This window comes from Nonomuraea sp. NPDC049684 (assembly GCF_044465345.1).
In the GTDB taxonomy this organism is placed as follows: Bacteria; Actinomycetota; Actinomycetes; order Streptosporangiales; family Streptosporangiaceae; genus Nonomuraea.
Genome location: NZ_JBITLO010000008.1, coordinates 213,203 through 229,150, shown reverse-complemented (window position 1 = coordinate 229,150; position 15,948 = coordinate 213,203). Strand labels below are relative to the sequence as shown.

Sequence of the window (15,948 nt, the reverse complement as noted above, 5' to 3'; positions counted from 1 at the left end):
CTCCTACTAGCCCTTCACGGCGCCGGCCATCAGGCCGGACTTCAGTCGCCGCTGAATGATTGCGAAGAAGATCAGGCTCGGGATCGTCGCCATGAGCGACGCCGCGGCCAGCGGGCCGAGCCTGGCCACCCCCTCGGGGCCGGTGAACCGCACCAGCGTGAGCGGGAGTGTCATCACGTCGGGGTCCTGGAGGATCACGAGCGCGAACAGGAACTCGTTCCACGACGAGATGAAAGAGAACAGCAGCGTGGCCACCACGCCGGGCGCGAGCAGCGGCGCCACCACGCTGGCGATCGAGCGCAGCCGCGTCGCGCCGTCGACGGCCGCGGCCTCCTCCAGCTCGCGCGGCACGGCCCGCACGTAACCCTGGAGCATCCACAGCGCGAACGGCAGCGTGAACGTCACGTGCACGACGACGAGCCCCGGCAGGGTGTTCACCAGCTCCAGATCCCGCAGGATCATGAAGAGCGGGATGATGATCAGGATGAACGGGAAGACCTGGCTGACCAGCACCCACCCGATCGCGACCTTGTTGAGCAGGCTGCGGTAGCGGGCCATGGCGTACGAGGCCGGCAGCGAGATCAGCACGGTGATCACGCTGCTGAACAGCGCCACGACCAGGCTGCGGCCGGCCGCGCCGATCAGGTCCTGCTCGCCGAAGGCGTCGGAGAAGTTGGACAGGGTCGGCTCGCGCGGGATCCACGTCGGGTCGGCCAGGGCCATCTCCTGGGGCGTCTTCAGCGCCGTCGACAGCAGCCAGAACAGCGGGAAGGCCAGGAAGACGATGTAGGCGACCAGCGCGAGGTACTGCGGGGCGCGTCTCATCGGGTCTCCCTCATCTGGCGCCACAGGTACAGGCCGAGCACCGCGAGCACGACGATCGCCATGGCCAGGCCGAGCATCGAGGCGTAACCGGCCATCCGGTAGCGGAACGCCTCCTCGTAGGCGAACAGCATCGGCAGCCGGGTCTGGCCGCCGGGCCCGCCCTGGGTGAGCACGTAGACCAGGCCGAACTGGTTGATGTTCCACACGAAGTCGAGCGAGGTGATCGACACGATCACCGGCCGCAGCTGCGGGAGCGTGATGCTCCAGAACCGCCGCCAGCGGCCCGCGCCGTCGACCTCGCCGGCCTCGTACAGCTCCCTCGGGATGCCCTGGAGCCCGGCGAGCAGGACCACGGTGGTCTGCGGCATGCCGGTCCAGACGCCCACCACGATGATCGCGGGCAGCGCGAGCGAGAAGTCGGCCAGCCAGTTGACGTGCGTGCCGAGCAGGCTGTTCAGGATGCCCGCGTCGGGGTGGTAGACGAGCTTCCACATCAGGCCGATGACCACCGGCGGCATCGCCCACGGCACCACGGCGAGCACCCGGGCCAGGGTCCTGAAGCGCAGGTTCTGGTTGAGCAGCACGGCCAGGCCGAGCGCGGCCAGGAACTGCAGCACGGTCACCGAGACCGACCAGATCGCGCCGATCCGGAAGGAGGCCCAGAAGTCGTCGTCGGTGAGCAGCCGGCCGAAGTTCTCCAGGCCGACGAAGCTGGTCTCGTGGACGCGCGTGTTGCGGGCGTCGGTGAAGGCCAGGCCGATGCCGTACAGGAGCGGGCCGACGCTGAACAGCGCGACGGGCACCAGCGCGGGCAGCATGAGCAGCCACATCTCGCGGTTCCCGCGCGACTTGGGACGCCGCCGGGAAGGCGGGCGCCGGGGCGGTGCCGCCGTGGTCACGGTCGCGGTCACGTCCTGCCTCCCTCATGTCCGTAGGTCTCGCCCGCCGTCGAGGCCCGCACCACCAGGCGCGGCGGAACGGTGATCACGCGCGGCGCGGCGTCGTCGCCGTTCAGCCGGTCGAGCAGCAGCTCGGCGGCGGCCTTGCCGCGTTCGGCCGAGCCGAGCGAGACGCTCGACAGCGACGGCCAGGACGCGGCGGCCAGGTCGGTGTCGTCCATGCCGACCACGGCCACGTCCTCGGGCACCCGGCGGCCGGCGGCGCGCAGCACGTCGAGGGCGCCGAGCGCGATCAGGTCGTTGGCGCACATCAGCGCGTCGACGTCGGGCGCCCGGTCCAGCAGCTCGGCCACCGCGCGGCCCCCTTGCGCGCGGTAGAAGTCGCCGATCTGGACCAGGTCCTCGTCGTAGGGCAGGCCGAGCTGCTCCAGCGCCTCGCGGTAGGCCGCGCCGCGCGAGGCGCCGGGCCAGGTGTCGGGCGGGCCGTTGACCAGCGCGATGCGCCGGCGGCCGAGCGCGTGCAGGTGGTCGACGGCGAGCTTGACGCCGGTGCGCGAGTCGGCCCGTACGTTGTCCACCGGCGTGCCCTCCGGCACGGTGCCGATGATCACGACGGGCGCCCTGGCCGAGGCCAGCATCTCCAGGTGGGCGTCGGTGACCCGGAGCGGGCTCATGATCAGCCCGTCCACGTACCGCTCGCCCAGGCTGTGCAGCACGTCGATCTCGTCGGCCACGACGGCGTCGGTCGAGTGCAGGACGAGCCGGTAGCCGGCCGCCTTGAGCACGGGCTGGATCTGGCGCAGCATCGCCAGGTAGGCGGGGTTGCCGACGTCGGCCATGGCGAAGGCGACCTGGTGGGTGCGCCGGGACTTGAGCGACCTGGCCACGGCGTTGCGCACGTAGCCCAGCTCGTCGGCGGCGGCCATCACCTTGCGCACGGTCTCCTGCCTGGTCGGCAGGCCGTTGAGGACCCGCGAGACGGAGGCGATCGAGACACCGGCGCGCTCGGCGATCGTGGTGATCGTGGGTCCGTCGGCCAAGGCTGTCCTTCCAAGAACGTAAACGTTTACGGGAAAGTGTCTGTAAACGTTTACCGTGTTTCGCACATGAAACCGGGCCCTCACTTCAGGGTCAAGTCACGATCCCATAACGCCAGGTCAGCGGGCATACCCGGGAAAAGGGAGCGCCCGCTCCCCCGGACTCGGGGAAGCGGGCGCGTCAGGACACCTCAGGCCGCGGACGGCTCCCGGGGGTCCGCGGGCCGCCTGCGCGCCCCGGCCGCACGGAACGCCCGGCGGCTACGCGGGACGTTCGGCGGGCACGGGGGCGGGCGGCGACTGCCGGGTGAGCAGGCGGATCCCCGGGGCGCCGCTGAGCGCGACGACGGCGGCCAGGACGGCCGGGATGATCAGGGCGACCGGCAGCGACTCCGTGGCCTCGGCCACGTACCCGAGGACCGCCGGGCCGAGCAGCAGCCCGCTGTAGCCGAAGGCCGTCACCATGGCCAGGGCGCGCCCCACCGGGCCGCCCGCCGCGCCGACCGCGCTGAACAGCACCGGCACGACGGTGGCCAGCCCCACGCCCGCCAGCGCCCAGCCGGTCCACGCGCACACCACGCGCAGCGGCCCGCCGAGCGCCGGGGCGGCGAGCACCAAGACGTACCCGAGGGTGGCGAAGCCGCCCGCGAGCTGGATCGTGCGCACCGACCCCAGCCGGGCCCTGATCGGGTCGCCGAGCAGGCGGACGGTCGTCATCGCGACCGAGAAGATCGTGTAGGCCAGCGGCGCGTCGGCCGGGTCGGTGTGCAGCACCCAGCGGGCGTGCAGGGCGGCCCAGTCGATGGCCGCGCCCTCGCTCAGGTGCCCGGCGAAGGCCGCCACCCCGAGCAGCGCGATCAGCGCCCACTTCAGCGTGCCGCCGCCCTCGCCGCCGGCCTCCTCGCCGGCCTGCCGGGCGGCGTCGGGCAGCAGCAGGCGGCAGGCCAGCAGGTACAGGAACGGGACGACGACCGCCCCCGTCACCAGCAGAGCCTGCGGGTCGACCGACGCCCGCAGCGCCAGGGACGTCAGCACGCCACCGGCCGCCCCGCCCAGGCTCCACGTGCCGTGGAAGGCCGAGATGACGGGCCGCCCGTAGACCCGCTCGACCTCGACGGAGTGGGCGTTGATGGCGACCTCGACCACCCCCAGCCCCATCCCGAACGCCAGCGCGAGCGCCATCAGCGGCCCGTAGGAGGGGGCCAGCGCGGGCCCGAGGAGCAGCACGGCCGACAGCGGCCCGCCGATCCAGGACACCCGCCGGCTCGACCACCTGTCCACCAGCCGCCCGGCCACCAGCATCGACACCAGCGCGCCGCCGGAGATCAGCAACAGGACGGTGCCCAGCCTGGCGGCGCCGAGTCCGAGGCGGTCGTTCAACGAGGGCAGGCCGGCCGCCCACAGGCCCATCACGAATCCGCTGAGAGAGAAGAGGCCGAAGACTCCGACACGTGCCCGTCTGGCATCAATGAGGCTTTTGTTCACGCCTAGAGCATAAGCTGTGGGTTGTGAAAAGTGCTACGACGAGCGGCGAACTGCGCGCGCACAACCGGGTCCGCCTGCTGCGCGCGGTGCACGACTGCGCGGCGACCCGTACCAGGTCGCAGCTCACCCGCGATCTCAACCTGGCCAGGGGCACGGCGTCGGTGCTGGTCGCCGGCCTGGCCGAGGACGCCCTGCTGCACGAGGAGCCCGCGGCCGGGCATACCAGGGGACGGCCCACCCAGGTGCCCGGCCCCCACCCGCTCGGCCCGCTGGCCCTGGCCGCCGACGTGCGCGAGGACGTCTGGGAACTGGCGGCGTGCGAGCTGGGCGGACGGGTGAGCGTGCTGGAGGTCCAGCCGCACGACGGCACCCCGGAGGGCGCCCTGGCCTCGCTCGGCCAGGCGGTGGCCGACCACCTGTCGCGCCGGGTGGTCGGCCTCGGCGTGGCCCTGGCCGGCCCGGTCCGGCACGACGGGCTGGTGGACATCGCCCACCTGGGCTGGCGCTCGGTGGACGTGCCCCGGCTGCTGGGCCTGGCGTGGCGGCCGGCCGGCCCCGGCCCGGTCCTGGTGGGCAACGACACGGGCCTGGCCGCCCTGGCCGAGGCCCGGCGCGGACGGCTGCGCGGCGTCCGGGTGGGCCTGCACCTGCACGTGGACTTCGACCTCGGCGGCGTCCTCGTCGTGGACGGCCGGCCGCTGGACGGCGCGAGCGGCCCCGGCGCCGAGTTCGGCCACATGCCGCTGGGCGGCGGCGACCGGCCGTGCGCGTGCGGCGCGACCGGCTGCTGGGGCCAGGAGGTGGGCGCGAACGCGCTGCTGCGCCACGTGGGCCTGGCCCACGGCGGCGGACGGGGCCGCGCGCAGGCGGAGGAGGTGCTGGCCGGCAGCCCGGAGGCGGTCGAGGCCGGGGCCCGCGCGCTCGGCCGGGGCATCGCCGCCCTGGTCAACGCGCACGACCCCGAGGTCGTCACGCTCTCCGGGCACGGCGTCGCGCTGCTGGAGCGCGCGGGCGAGGCCCTGACGGACTCCTGCCGGCCCGCGCTGATGGCCATCAGGCGGGAACGCCCGCCCCGGATCGAGGCCGCCGCGCTGGGCTGGCGGGCCGCCCTGCTGGGGGCCATGGAGTCGGTGTTCGACGCCTTCCTGACCCCCGAAGGGCTGGAGAGATGGCGCGAAAGGGGCCCCGACCAGGGCGCCGACACGCCCGGATCACGAAATGTGACGCATTCCACCCTGAAGAGGAAAATCTTGCAATAACTTCCGGCGGCACGAGCCCGACCAGGCGATCTTGCGCCCCCCTCCCCCGGCGCTGTACGGATGGAAGGGCCCGGCGCGCTCAAGATCATCGACGGGGGTGGGAACGCGTGGATCTCGAACTCGCGCTCCGCATGACCGAGGCCGCTCTGAAGCAGGCCGTCCGGGAGGGCGCGCTGGTCTCGGTGGCGGTCGTGGACGCGGGCGGACATCTGGTGTCTTTCCAGCGTATGGCGGGTGCGGAGATCGCCGGGCCGGTGCTCGCGCCGGGCAAGGCGTACACCGCGGTGGCCCTCCGCACGGCCACCGCGGACCTCGCTCGGCTGGTGGCGCCGGGCGGGGAGCTCTTCGGTCTGACGGGTGAGCGATTCGTCTGTCTCGGGGGTGGCATCCCCCTCTGGGCGGACAACGGCGAAGGGGAACGGGTGGCCGGCGGCGTGGGGGTCAGCGGCGGCACGATCAGCCAGGACGTGGCGTGCGCCGAAGCGGCCGCCCTGGTGTGGCGGACTCGTTGAGCGGGCGCTTTCCGCAACACGAACCGCTGGTATCCGCCATGATTAGCCACTGCACCACGGGAAACAGTTTCCCGAACCCAACTCCCCGAGGAGAGAACGAGATGGCACTTCCCACTCTCACCCCCGAGCAGCGTCAGGCGGCTCTGGCGAAGGCGGCCGAGGCCCGCGCGGCCCGCACGGCTCTGCTCGCCAAGGTCAAGGCGGGCGAGCTGACCTTCGCCCAGCTCCTGGAGCGCGACGACGACATCGCCAAGAAGATCAAGGTGTCCCAGGCCCTGCGCGCCGTCAAGGGCGTCGGCCCGGCCAAGGCCACCGCGCTGATGGAGGAGGCCGGCGTCGACGAGAAGCGCCGTCTCGGCGGCCTGGGCGCCCAGCAGCGCAAGAAGCTGGTCGACGCGCTCGGCTAGGACCGGGCGGCCGGGTCCGCGCGCCACGTCGCGCGGACCGGCCGGCGACCCCTCGTAGGGCCAGGAGGGGCCGGAGAGCGGCGCACGCTCCACGGCGGGCCCGGCCGAGGGGTCAACCTCAGGCGGTCGATCTCAGGGATGTCGGCCTCAGGGCGGTCGATCTTAGGGGGAGGTCAGGACCGCAGGTAGGCCAGCACGGCGAGCACGCGGCGATGCTGGTCGCTGTCGTCGGCGTAGAGGCCCAGCTTGTTGAAGATGCTCCTGATGTGCTTCTCCACGGCGCCGTCGCTGATGACGAGCTGCCGCCCGATGGCCGGGTTGGACTTGCCCTCGGCCATCAGCCCGAGCACCTCGCGCTCGCGCGGCGTGAGCTGCGCCAGCGGGTCGTCCTTGCGTCTGCGGACCATCAACTGGGACACCACCTGCGGATCGAAGACGGTGCCTCCCGCCGCCACCCGCCGCAGGCCCTCCAGGAACTCGTCGACGTCGACGACCCGGTCCTTCAGCAGGTAGCCCACCGCGCCACGGGCGTCGGCGAGCAGGTCGTCGGCGTAGGAGACCTCGACGTACTGCGACAGGATGAGCACCGGGGCGCCGGACACCCGGCGCCGGGCCTCGACCGCCGCCCGCAGCCCCTCGTCGGTGAACGACGGCGGCATGCGCACGTCGACCACCGACACGTCGGGCCTGTGCTCGACGATCGCCTCCACGAGGGCGTCGCCGTCCCCCACGGTGGCGACCACCTCGCAGCCGAACTCCTCCAGCAGCCTGACCAGGCCCTCCCTGATCAGGACCGCGTCATCGGCCACGACTACGCGCACGGCACCTCCGCCACGATCACCGTCGGCCCGCCGTCCGGCGACCTGACGGTGAGCTCCCCGTCGACGGCCCGGAGCCGGTCGGCCAGACCGGCCAGGCCGTGTCCCTTGGCGACGTGTGCGCCGCCGACACCATCATCCCCGATCGTGAGCATGAGGACGTCACCGATGCGGAGGAGCTGGACCGTGCAGATGGTCGCGCGGCTGTGTTTGGCCACGTTGGTCAGGGTCTCCGCGCAGACGAAGTAGATCGCGTTCTCGGTCGCCGCCTGGAAGCGGCCCACGATCTGCACGTCGAGGTCGACCGGCACGGTGCAGCGGCCGGCGAGGGCGGCCAGCGCGGGCGCGAGGCCGCGGTCGGACAGGATGGGCGGCGCGATGCCGCGCGACAGGGCCCGCAGCTCGTCGAGCGTCTCGCGGGTGGCGCTGATCGCCGAGCTGATGGTGGCCGAGGCGGCCTCGGGGTCCTTGGCGAGCTGCCGCTGCGCCCTGGACAGCTCCATGGCCAGGGAGACCAGGCGCTGCTGCGGGCCGTCGTGGATGTCGCGCTCCAGCTTGCGCAGCGCGTTGGCCTCGGCCGACACGGCCGCCGCCCGGCCCTCGGCCAGGTCGTCGATGCGCTCCTGCAACTCGGCGACGCCGGTCAGCAGCGCCCGGCCGAGCCCGGCCCTGACCAGCGCGGCCCCGCGCACCATGAACGGCATGACGAAGGTGAAGACCAGGCCGAGCGAGACGTAGAAGATCGTGTTCACCAGGTAGCCGGAGCCCAGCCCGAGCAGCTCGGGCAGCTCCGCGTTGCCGGGGATGCGCGAGGTGATCAGGCCGTAGAGCGGGTAGGTCAGCCCGAGGATCGGGATCGCCCAGAACACCACGGTCAGCACGAACGCCAGGACGGCGAACGGGAAGTTCAGGATGCCGTGCAGCAGGTCGAGCCACGACTGGCCGTTGGTCAGCGGGTTGACGACGCGGCGGAAGCGGCCCGCCCCCTCGGGCGCCGGACGGTAGCGCGGCCGCACCGGCGGGCGCTTGAGCACGTCGGAGAGCCAGCCGCGCTCGGCGTCGGCGAAGCCCCTCGCGACCAGGAGCGTGCCGGCCAGCAGCGGCACGCCGATCCACACGACCGCGGTGCCCACGCCCGCGGCGAAACCGGCGACCATGGTGACGAAGCCGATGACGGCCGTCGGGAAACCGACCAGCGTGTAGCGGGTGTCGAGAAGGACACGCCTCATCAGGGAGCGCATGCCATGAAGGCTAAGTCCCCCGGCGCAGCGGTACGAGCCGGTGAGCAGGCGTCCGGGGGTAGGGCTGGCCCTACCCCCCTTGGTGGTGTGATCTTGACCTGAAGACGGAGGTCCGCGGCAATGTGCCCGCGCGTCCGGGACGGAAGCCTTGAGTCATCCGCTCTCCCGCTCGAAACGAGGCTCCCCCATGACCGTCCTGCTCGATCGTCCCGCGCCGGTACGGGCGCCGCGCGCGACGGCCAGGGACCCGTTCATCGACCTGCTGCGCGTGCTCGGCATGGCGCTCATCGTGCTCCAGCACTGGACGATCCCCGTCCTGTCCTACGAGGGCGGCCGGCTGACCACGGGCAACGCGCTGTCCACGCCGGGGGTGTGGGTGGTGACGTGGCTCAGCCAGGTCATGCCGCTGGTGTTCTTCGCCGGCGGGGCGGCCAACGCGATCAGCCGCGGCCGGTCGGCCAAGAGCGACCAGGAGTGGCTGGCCGCGCGCTTGCGCAGGCTGGCCTGGCCGTTGCTGCCGCTGGCGGCGGTGTGGATCCCGCTGCCCCACGTGCTGCTCACGCTGGGGGTGCCGGAGCAGCCGCTGGCGGTGGGCGCCAAGCTGACCGGGCAGTTGCTGTGGTTCCTGGCCGTGTACCTGGTCGCGGTCACGGTCACGCCGTACGCGCTGCGCCTGCACCGCAGGTTCGGCGTGCTGGTCCCCGTCGCGCTGGCGGCCGGGGCGGTCATGACGGACGTCGTGCGCTTCTCGACCGGCCTGGAGGCGGCCGGTTACGTGAACATCGTCTTCGTGTGGCTGGCCGTCCACCAGATCGGCTTCTTCTACGCCGAGGGCCGGGTGCGGCTGCCGGCGTTGCTGGCGGCCGGCGGGTTCGGCGTGGCGGCGCTGCTGGTCGGGTTCGGCCCCTACCCCGGCAGCATGATCGGCCTGCCCGGCGCCGAGGTGTCCAACATGGCCCCGCCCACGCTGGCGATCATGGCCGTCGGCGTCGGCCAGATCGGCCTGGCCGTGCTGCTGCGCCCCTGGCTGGTCCGGCTGCCCCTGCGCGGCGTCCTGGACTGGGCCGGCCCGCGGATCATGACGGTCTACCTGTGGCACATGCCCGCGCTGTTCGCCGTGACCGGCGTGGTCGTGGTCCTGCTGGGCGTGGAGACGCCGGAGCCGGGCAGCCTGTTCTGGTTCGCCGGATGGCCGGTGTGGTTCGGGATGCTGTGCCTGGTCATGTGGGGGCTGGTGCGGGCGTTCGCGAGGTTCGAGACGCCGCCGTCGCTGCCGTACGGGACCGCCGGCCGCGGGGTCATGCTGGTGGCCGCGGGGCTGGTCGGGGCCGGGATCCTGACGCTGACCGTGGGCGGCTTCGTGCCGGGCGGCGGGCCGTTCCTGGCGGTGCTCGCGGTGCTCGGCGGCCTGCTGCTGACCGCGCCGAAGGCCCGCGCGTAACATCGGCGAAACGCGTCCCGGCCACAATCGGGCGGCATGACGACGATCCGCGAACTGACCGAGGCCGACGTGCCCGCCGTGACCGCCATCTACGCCCATTACGTGACCGGCGGCGTGGCCACGTTCGACGAGACGCCGCCGGGGGCCGGCGAGTGGCGGGCCAAAACGGCGGCGCTCGCGGCGGCGGGGCTGCCGTTCCTGGTGGCCGAGGACGACGGCGCGGTCACCGGCTACGCCTACCTCAGCCAGTACCGGCCCAAGCCCGCCTACCGGCACAGCCTGGAGGACTCGATCTACCTGGCGCCCGGCGCCACCGGCCGCGGGCTCGGCCGGCTGCTGCTGGGCGAGCTGATCCGGCGGGCGTCGGCGACCGACGCCCGTTCGCTGATCGCGGTGATCGCCGACGGCGGCGACCCCGCCTCGCTGCGGCTGCACGCCGCCTTCGGGTTCCAGGAGGCGGGACGGCTGAGCAACGTGGGGTTCAAGCACGGCCGCTGGATCGACACCGTGCTGCTGCAACTCGACCTCCGGTAGGGGCGGCGGGTTCGACCACCCGGCAAACTTCGGCAGGATAGATACGTGAGCCTTCTCGTTGACCGCCTGCCGGAAGACATCGACGCCGACCCCGACGTCATATTCGACGCGTTCGTCGCCTGGAACGCCGAACGGGGGCTCACGCTCTATCCCGCCCAGGAGGAGGCCCTCATCGAGGTCGTCTCCGGCAGCAACCTGATCCTCGCCACGCCGACGGGCTCGGGCAAGTCGCTGGTCGCCGCCGGGGCCCACTTCGCCGCGCTGACCAGAGACGTCCGCACGTTCTACACCGCGCCGATCAAGGCGCTGGTGTCGGAGAAGTTCTTCGACCTGTGCGCCGTCTTCGGCACCGCCAACGTCGGCATGATGACCGGCGACGCCAGCGTCAACCCGGGCGCGCCCATCATCTGCTGCACGGCCGAGATCCTGGCCAACGTGGCGCTGCGCGACGGCGCGGCGGCCGACATCGGCCAGGTCGTGATGGACGAGTTCCACTTCTACGCCGAGCCCGACCGCGGGTGGGCCTGGCAGGTGCCGCTGCTGGAGCTGCCCAACGTGCAGTTCGTGCTGATGTCGGCCACGCTCGGCGACGTGTCGATGTTCGAGCGCGACCTGACCAGGCGCACCGGGCGGCCCACGGCGGTGGTCAAGCACGCCGAGCGGCCGGTGCCGCTGGTGTACTCCTACCGGATGACGCCGCTGCACGAGACGCTGGAGGAGATGCTCACCACCGGGCAGGCCCCCGTCTACGTCGTGCACTTCACGCAGGCCGCGGCCATGGAGCGGGCCCAGGCGCTGATGTCGATCAACATGGCGACCAAGGCCGAGAAGGAGGCCATCGCCGCGATGATCGGCGGCTTCCGGTTCACCACCCGGTTCGGCCGGGCGCTGTCGCGGCTGGTCAAGCACGGCATCGGCGTCCACCACGCCGGCATGCTGCCCAAATACCGGCGGCTGGTGGAGCGGCTGGCCCAGGCCGGGCTGCTGAAGGTCATCTGCGGCACCGACACGCTCGGCGTCGGCGTCAACGTGCCCATCCGCACGGTCCTGTTCACCGCCCTGTCCAAGTACGACGGCAACAAGGTCCGCCGGTTGCGCGCCCGCGAGTTCCACCAGATCGCCGGGCGGGCCGGCCGCGCCGGGTTCGACACCATCGGCTACGTCGCCTGCCAGGCCCCCGAGCACGACATCGAGAACGCCAAGGCGCTGGCCAAGATCGGCGACGATCCCAAGCGGCGGCGCGGCTACGCGCGCAAGAAGCCGCCGGAGGGGTTCGTCGGCTGGAGCGAGGAGACGTTCGAGAAGTTGCAGCAGGCCGAGCCCGAGCCGCTCAACTCCCGCTTCAAGGTGAGCAACGCGATGCTGCTGGCCGTGATCAACCGGCCGGGCGACTGCTTCCAGGCGATGCGACACCTGCTCACCGACAACCACGAAGACCGCAAATGGCAGCGGCGGCACATCAGCCAGGCCATCGCCATCTACCGGTCGCTGCTGGCCGGCGGCATCGTCGAGCAGTTCGCCGAGCCCGACGAGCAGGGCCGGCGGGCCCGGCTGACGATCGAGCTGCAGGAGGACTTCGCGCTCAACCAGGCGCTGTCCACGTTCGCGCTGGCCGCCTTCGACCTGCTCGACCGCGAGTCGCCCTCGTACGCCCTCGACATGGTCTCGATCGTCGAGTCCATCCTCGACGACCCCCGCCAGATCCTGTCGGCGCAGCTGAAGAAGGCGCGCGGCGAGGCGGTCGCCCAGATGAAGGCCGACGGCATGGAGTACGAGGAGCGCATGGAGGCGCTCGCCGAGGTCATGTACCCGATGCCGCTCGACGACCTGCTGCTCGGGGCGTACGAGACCTACCGGCGCGGCCACCCGTGGGTCGGCGACTACACGGTCAGCCCGAAGTCGGTGGTGCGCGACATGTTCGAGCGCGCGATGACGTTCGGCGAGTACATCCAGTTCTACGAGCTGGCCCGCTCCGAGGGCACGGTGCTGCGCTACCTGGCCGACGCCTACCGCACGCTGTCGCGCACGGTCCCCGAGCACCTGAAGACCGAGGACCTGGTCGATCTCATCGAGTGGCTGGGCGAGCTGGTCCGGCAGGTCGACTCCTCGCTGATCGACGAGTGGGAGAAGCTGACCAACCCCGAGGAGGCGTTGGAGCGCCAGCAGCAGCTGGAGACCAAGGTGCGGCCGGTCACGGCCAACCCGCGGGCCTTCCGGGTGCTGGTGCGCAACGCCATGTTCCGGCTGGTCGAGCTGTGCGCCATCGAGAAGGAGGACGAGCTGGAGGAGCTGGCCCCCGACGTCGACTGGGGCGCGGCGCTCGACGCGTACTACGCCGACCACGAGGAGATCTTCACCGACGCCGACGCGCGCGGGCCCGCGCTGCTGCGGATCGAGGAGGAGAGCGGCCTGTGGCGGGTGCGCCAGACGATCAAGGACCCGGCCGGCGACGGCGACTGGGGCATCGACGCCCAGGTCGACCTGACCGCCTCCGACGAGGAGGGCCGGGCCGTGCTGCACGTCCTCGGCCTCAACCGGCTCTGAGCGGCTGCGGAAAGAGAACAAGCCGTGTGCCGGAACGGACTGGCAAGGGCGTTCCGGCACCGGCTTGTCGCTTCATTGTCGGACGGCGAAGTTCGGCGTCCGGTCATGGCGACGTCTCAAGATCGAGACATTCAGCACTCCGCCAGCGTGCAGATCTTGGCGAGCATCGCGCCCGCGTCCTTGCGCTGCCGGCTGAAGTCGGCCTTGGCGGGCTTGCCCCACTCGCCGCCGGCCGTGTAGACGATCAGGGCGTTGGCGCGGCGGGTCACGACGGCCCGCTCGCCGCCGACGGCTGGCTTGCCGTGGTCGTAGGCCTGGCCGGTGACCAGCAGGCCCTCGTCGCCGAGCGCGATCTTGGCCGCGGCGTACCGGTACGCCTTGGTGCCGCAGGCCCGTACGGCCGCCCTGAGGTCGCCGACCGCCTTGCCGGCCGCCTCCGGCGAGGAGTAGAGGATCACCTGCTCGGACTTGGAGTAGTCGGGCACCGAGGTGTAGACGATCGTCCTGGCCGCCGTGCGGCCGGCCTGGCCCAGCCCGGCCTTCTGGCAGGGGTTCACGACGAGCTGGGCGTTCTTCTTGCCCGACACCGTCCAGCTGTGCTCGGGGTTGGGGTCCTTCTTGGCGGCGGCCTTCTCGTACAGCAGGAAGTTGCCCGGGATGGCCAGGCCGACGGCGACGAACAGTGCTGCGATCATGGGACAAAATGGTAGGGGTGAGCGACGAAGACCTCAGACGCGTGCTCGGGCTGCTCTGCCAGGACGACACCCTGCGCGCACTCGCGTCCCTGGTGCTCGGTGACACCGGCGATCTGCCCCCCAAGGCGCTCGACCGCCTGGCCAGCGGCGGTCTGGCCGAACGCGACGACGACGGCAAGTGGCGGGCGCGGCCGGAGCGCTTCCGCGAGCTGCTGCGGGAGCGGGCCGAGCCCCCCGCCGAGCTGAGCGCCGAGGAGCGGGTGCTGCGCACGTTCCTGGTCGACGGCCGGCTGACCACCATGGGCATGCGCCGCGACAAGCGGCTGGTCGTGCTGCGGTACATCTCCCGGGTGTTCGAGCCGGGCGTGCGCTACCCCGAGACCGACGTCAACGTGGCGCTGCGGGCCTTCCACGACGACTTCGCGGCGCTGCGCCGCTACCTGGTGGACGAGGGGCTGCTGTCCAGGGAGGGCAACGTCTACTGGCGCAGCGGCGGGCCGGTCGAGGTGTGAGCCGGGCCGGGGGGACGGCGGGGGTCAGGGGCGGCGCAGGCGGGCGCGGTAGTCGCGGGGCGGGAGGCCGTACTCGCGCCTGAAGGCGCGGCTGAAGTGGAACGGGCTGACGAACCCCGAGGCGGCGGCCACCTGGCCGACGTCCAGGTCGGTCACCTCCAGCAGGCTCGCGGCGTGCCGCACCCGCGCCCTGCGCACGGCGCCCATCGGGGTCTGGCCGGTCTCGGCCGCGAACAGGTGCGCGAACCTGGACGGCGACAGCGCCACCGCGCGGGCCAGCGAGGCGACCGAGTGCTGGGCCCCGGGCTCGGCGGCGATGAGGTCGAGCACCCGCCGCACCCGCTCGTCCCCGCCCTCGGTCCCGGAGGCGACGGAGGCGGCGGCCCCCGCCGAGGCCGTGGCCAGCACCAGCACCTCCTCCACCGCCCCGAGCACCAGCTCCCTGGCGGCGCTCGACAGGACGACCGCCGGCGCGGGCGGCGCGGCGGGGGCGGTGCGGCCGGGGATCCAGCGGGCGTCCTGGAGGGCGCGGTCGAAGGCCCGGCCGACGCGGTCGCGCACCCCGGCGGGCACGCCCTCCACCAGGTGGCAGCCGGTGGCCAGGGCGTACGGCGCGAGCCAGGCCGTCCAGGACGGGCGCGGCTGGAAGTGCACCCACCAGAACCGCCATCTCCCCGCCCCCGGCGCGACCCGGTAACGCTGCGCCGAGCCGGGCCCGAGCACCGCCAGGTCCCCCTCCCGCACGGTGAACGCCGCCCCCGCCTGCTCGATGCGCCCCTCCCCCGCCTGGGTCCACAGCAGCAGCCAGCTCGGCGAGCCGTGGGGACGGCGGGTGCCGTACCCGGGCGGCTTGTCGTAGTGGCCGACGATCATCAGCTCGGCAGCAGGAACAGACAGGTTCTCAGCGGTCACGGTCATACCGTCCCACGGGCCGGGTCCCTACGGTGAAGGGCATGAGGCTGAACGACTTCCACGACCGGGGGTACGTGCTCGTCCCCGCGCTGCTGGCTCCCGAGGAGGTGGCCGAGCTGCGCGAGGAGTTCATGGCCCTGCACGCCGCCGGCCCGATACCCGGGCATTTCTCGCCCGTCCCGCAGGAGCCGGGCGCGCCCTACGACGTCCTGCGCGACTTTCCCCGGATCATGCATCCCCACCAGGTGAACGAGGTCGCGCTGCGCTACCTGCTCGACGCCCGCTTCGCCGCGATCCTGCGCGAGCTGCTGGGCGAGGAGCCGATAGCAGCCCAGAGCATGTTCTACTTCAAGCCGCCGGGCGCCCGCGGGCAGGCGCTGCACCAGGACAACTTCTACCTGCGCGTCGAGCCGGGCACGTGCGTGGCCGCCTGGGTGGCGCTCGACCGCGTCGACCGGGCCAACGGCGGCCTGGAGGTCGTCCCCGGCACCCATCTGATGGACCTGTTCTGCCCGGAGGAGGCCGACCAGGACCTGTCCTTCACCCGCGAGTACGTCCCGCCGCCCCCGGGCCTGGCCCGGGTGCCCGTGGACATGCAGCCCGGCGACGTGCTCTTCTTCAACGGCAGCCTGGTGCACGGGTCGGAGCCGAACAGCACGGCCGACCGGTTCAGGCGCAGCTTCATCTGCCACTACACCGGCCGCTCGGCCGAGCGCATCTCGTCCTGGTACGAGACGCTGACGATGGACGGCGAGCGCGTGCTGCTGGAGCCGTCGGCCGGCGGCGGCCCCTGCGGCACCGAGGCCACCGGCCCCCACTGATCGCGG

Annotated in this window: 16 protein-coding genes; 8 read left to right on the top strand and 8 right to left on the bottom strand. The window is 72.5% G+C overall.

Going from position 1 to position 15,948, the window contains the following annotated elements; all coding sequences use genetic code 11:
* Positions 1–6 precede the first annotated feature (6 nt).
* From ACIBST_RS25675 to ACIBST_RS25660, 4 genes are all read right to left on the bottom strand, one after another.
* On the bottom strand, positions 7–825 hold the full coding sequence (locus tag ACIBST_RS25675) for a carbohydrate ABC transporter permease (RefSeq protein WP_352328137.1): 819 nt from the start codon (positions 823–825) through the stop codon (positions 7–9).
* The gene (locus ACIBST_RS25670; RefSeq protein WP_397175165.1) at positions 822–1,736 is read right to left on the bottom strand and encodes a carbohydrate ABC transporter permease; all 915 of its coding nucleotides are present in this window, start codon (positions 1,734–1,736) and stop codon (positions 822–824) included. The genes ACIBST_RS25675 and ACIBST_RS25670 overlap by 4 nt, the downstream gene beginning before the upstream one ends.
* Positions 1,733–2,764, bottom strand: coding sequence for a LacI family DNA-binding transcriptional regulator (locus ACIBST_RS25665; protein ID WP_397175163.1), 1,032 nt, complete (start codon positions 2,762–2,764; stop codon positions 1,733–1,735). The genes ACIBST_RS25670 and ACIBST_RS25665 overlap by 4 nt, the downstream gene beginning before the upstream one ends.
* Positions 2,765–3,022: 258 nt before the next feature.
* Positions 3,023–4,246, bottom strand: coding sequence for an MFS transporter (locus ACIBST_RS25660; RefSeq protein ID WP_397175161.1), 1,224 nt, complete (start codon positions 4,244–4,246; stop codon positions 3,023–3,025).
* Positions 4,247–4,269: 23 nt separating this feature from the next.
* Between ACIBST_RS25660 and ACIBST_RS25655 the strand changes: the two genes are divergently transcribed.
* From ACIBST_RS25655 to mihF, 3 genes are all read left to right on the top strand, one after another.
* The gene (locus ACIBST_RS25655; protein WP_397175159.1) at positions 4,270–5,505 is read left to right on the top strand and encodes an ROK family protein; all 1,236 of its coding nucleotides are present in this window, start codon (positions 4,270–4,272) and stop codon (positions 5,503–5,505) included.
* 107 nt (positions 5,506–5,612) lie between these two features.
* Positions 5,613–6,017: a heme-binding protein gene (locus tag ACIBST_RS25650; RefSeq protein ID WP_397175157.1), complete on the top strand. Its 405-nt coding sequence runs from the start codon at positions 5,613–5,615 to the stop codon at positions 6,015–6,017.
* A 101-nt stretch (positions 6,018–6,118) separates the two neighbouring features.
* The gene (gene mihF / locus ACIBST_RS25645) at positions 6,119–6,424 is read left to right on the top strand and encodes an integration host factor, actinobacterial type (RefSeq protein ID WP_043641121.1); all 306 of its coding nucleotides are present in this window, start codon (positions 6,119–6,121) and stop codon (positions 6,422–6,424) included.
* A 173-nt stretch (positions 6,425–6,597) separates the two neighbouring features.
* Here the strand turns inward: mihF and ACIBST_RS25640 are convergent, their stop codons facing one another.
* The gene (locus tag ACIBST_RS25640) at positions 6,598–7,245 is read right to left on the bottom strand and encodes a response regulator transcription factor (protein WP_358285518.1); all 648 of its coding nucleotides are present in this window, start codon (positions 7,243–7,245) and stop codon (positions 6,598–6,600) included.
* The gene (locus ACIBST_RS25635) at positions 7,236–8,483 is read right to left on the bottom strand and encodes a sensor histidine kinase (RefSeq protein WP_397175155.1); all 1,248 of its coding nucleotides are present in this window, start codon (positions 8,481–8,483) and stop codon (positions 7,236–7,238) included. The genes ACIBST_RS25640 and ACIBST_RS25635 overlap by 10 nt, the downstream gene beginning before the upstream one ends.
* 187 nt (positions 8,484–8,670) lie before the next feature.
* On the opposite strand from ACIBST_RS25635, the gene ACIBST_RS25630 reads away from it, so the two are divergent.
* From ACIBST_RS25630 to ACIBST_RS25620, 3 genes are read left to right on the top strand one after another with little or no spacing between them, the layout of a single operon-like run.
* On the top strand, positions 8,671–9,924 hold the full coding sequence (locus ACIBST_RS25630) for an acyltransferase (RefSeq protein ID WP_397175154.1): 1,254 nt from the start codon (positions 8,671–8,673) through the stop codon (positions 9,922–9,924).
* Between the two features lie 36 nt (positions 9,925–9,960).
* Positions 9,961–10,458, top strand: coding sequence for a GNAT family N-acetyltransferase (locus tag ACIBST_RS25625; protein ID WP_397175152.1), 498 nt, complete (start codon positions 9,961–9,963; stop codon positions 10,456–10,458).
* A 45-nt stretch (positions 10,459–10,503) separates the two neighbouring features.
* Entirely contained in the window at positions 10,504–13,002 is a 2,499-nt protein-coding gene (locus ACIBST_RS25620; protein WP_397175150.1) for a DEAD/DEAH box helicase, read from the top strand.
* 131 nt (positions 13,003–13,133) lie between these two features.
* On the opposite strand, the gene ACIBST_RS25615 is transcribed toward ACIBST_RS25620, so the two are convergent.
* Positions 13,134–13,697 (bottom strand): hypothetical protein, encoded by a 564-nt coding sequence (locus tag ACIBST_RS25615; RefSeq protein WP_397175148.1) that lies wholly within the window; start codon positions 13,695–13,697, stop codon positions 13,134–13,136.
* 8 nt (positions 13,698–13,705) lie between these two features.
* Here ACIBST_RS25615 and ACIBST_RS25610 point away from each other — a divergent pair, with 8 nt between their 5' ends.
* The gene (locus ACIBST_RS25610; RefSeq protein ID WP_397175147.1) at positions 13,706–14,209 is read left to right on the top strand and encodes a DUF2087 domain-containing protein; all 504 of its coding nucleotides are present in this window, start codon (positions 13,706–13,708) and stop codon (positions 14,207–14,209) included.
* Between the two features lie 24 nt (positions 14,210–14,233).
* Here the strand turns inward: ACIBST_RS25610 and ACIBST_RS25605 are convergent, their stop codons facing one another.
* Positions 14,234–15,121: a helix-turn-helix domain-containing protein gene (locus ACIBST_RS25605; protein ID WP_397175145.1), complete on the bottom strand. Its 888-nt coding sequence runs from the start codon at positions 15,119–15,121 to the stop codon at positions 14,234–14,236.
* Between the two features lie 41 nt (positions 15,122–15,162).
* Here ACIBST_RS25605 and ACIBST_RS25600 point away from each other — a divergent pair, with 41 nt between their 5' ends.
* Positions 15,163–15,942, top strand: coding sequence for a phytanoyl-CoA dioxygenase family protein (locus tag ACIBST_RS25600; RefSeq protein WP_397175143.1), 780 nt, complete (start codon positions 15,163–15,165; stop codon positions 15,940–15,942).
* The last annotated feature ends 6 nt before the right edge of the window (positions 15,943–15,948 follow it).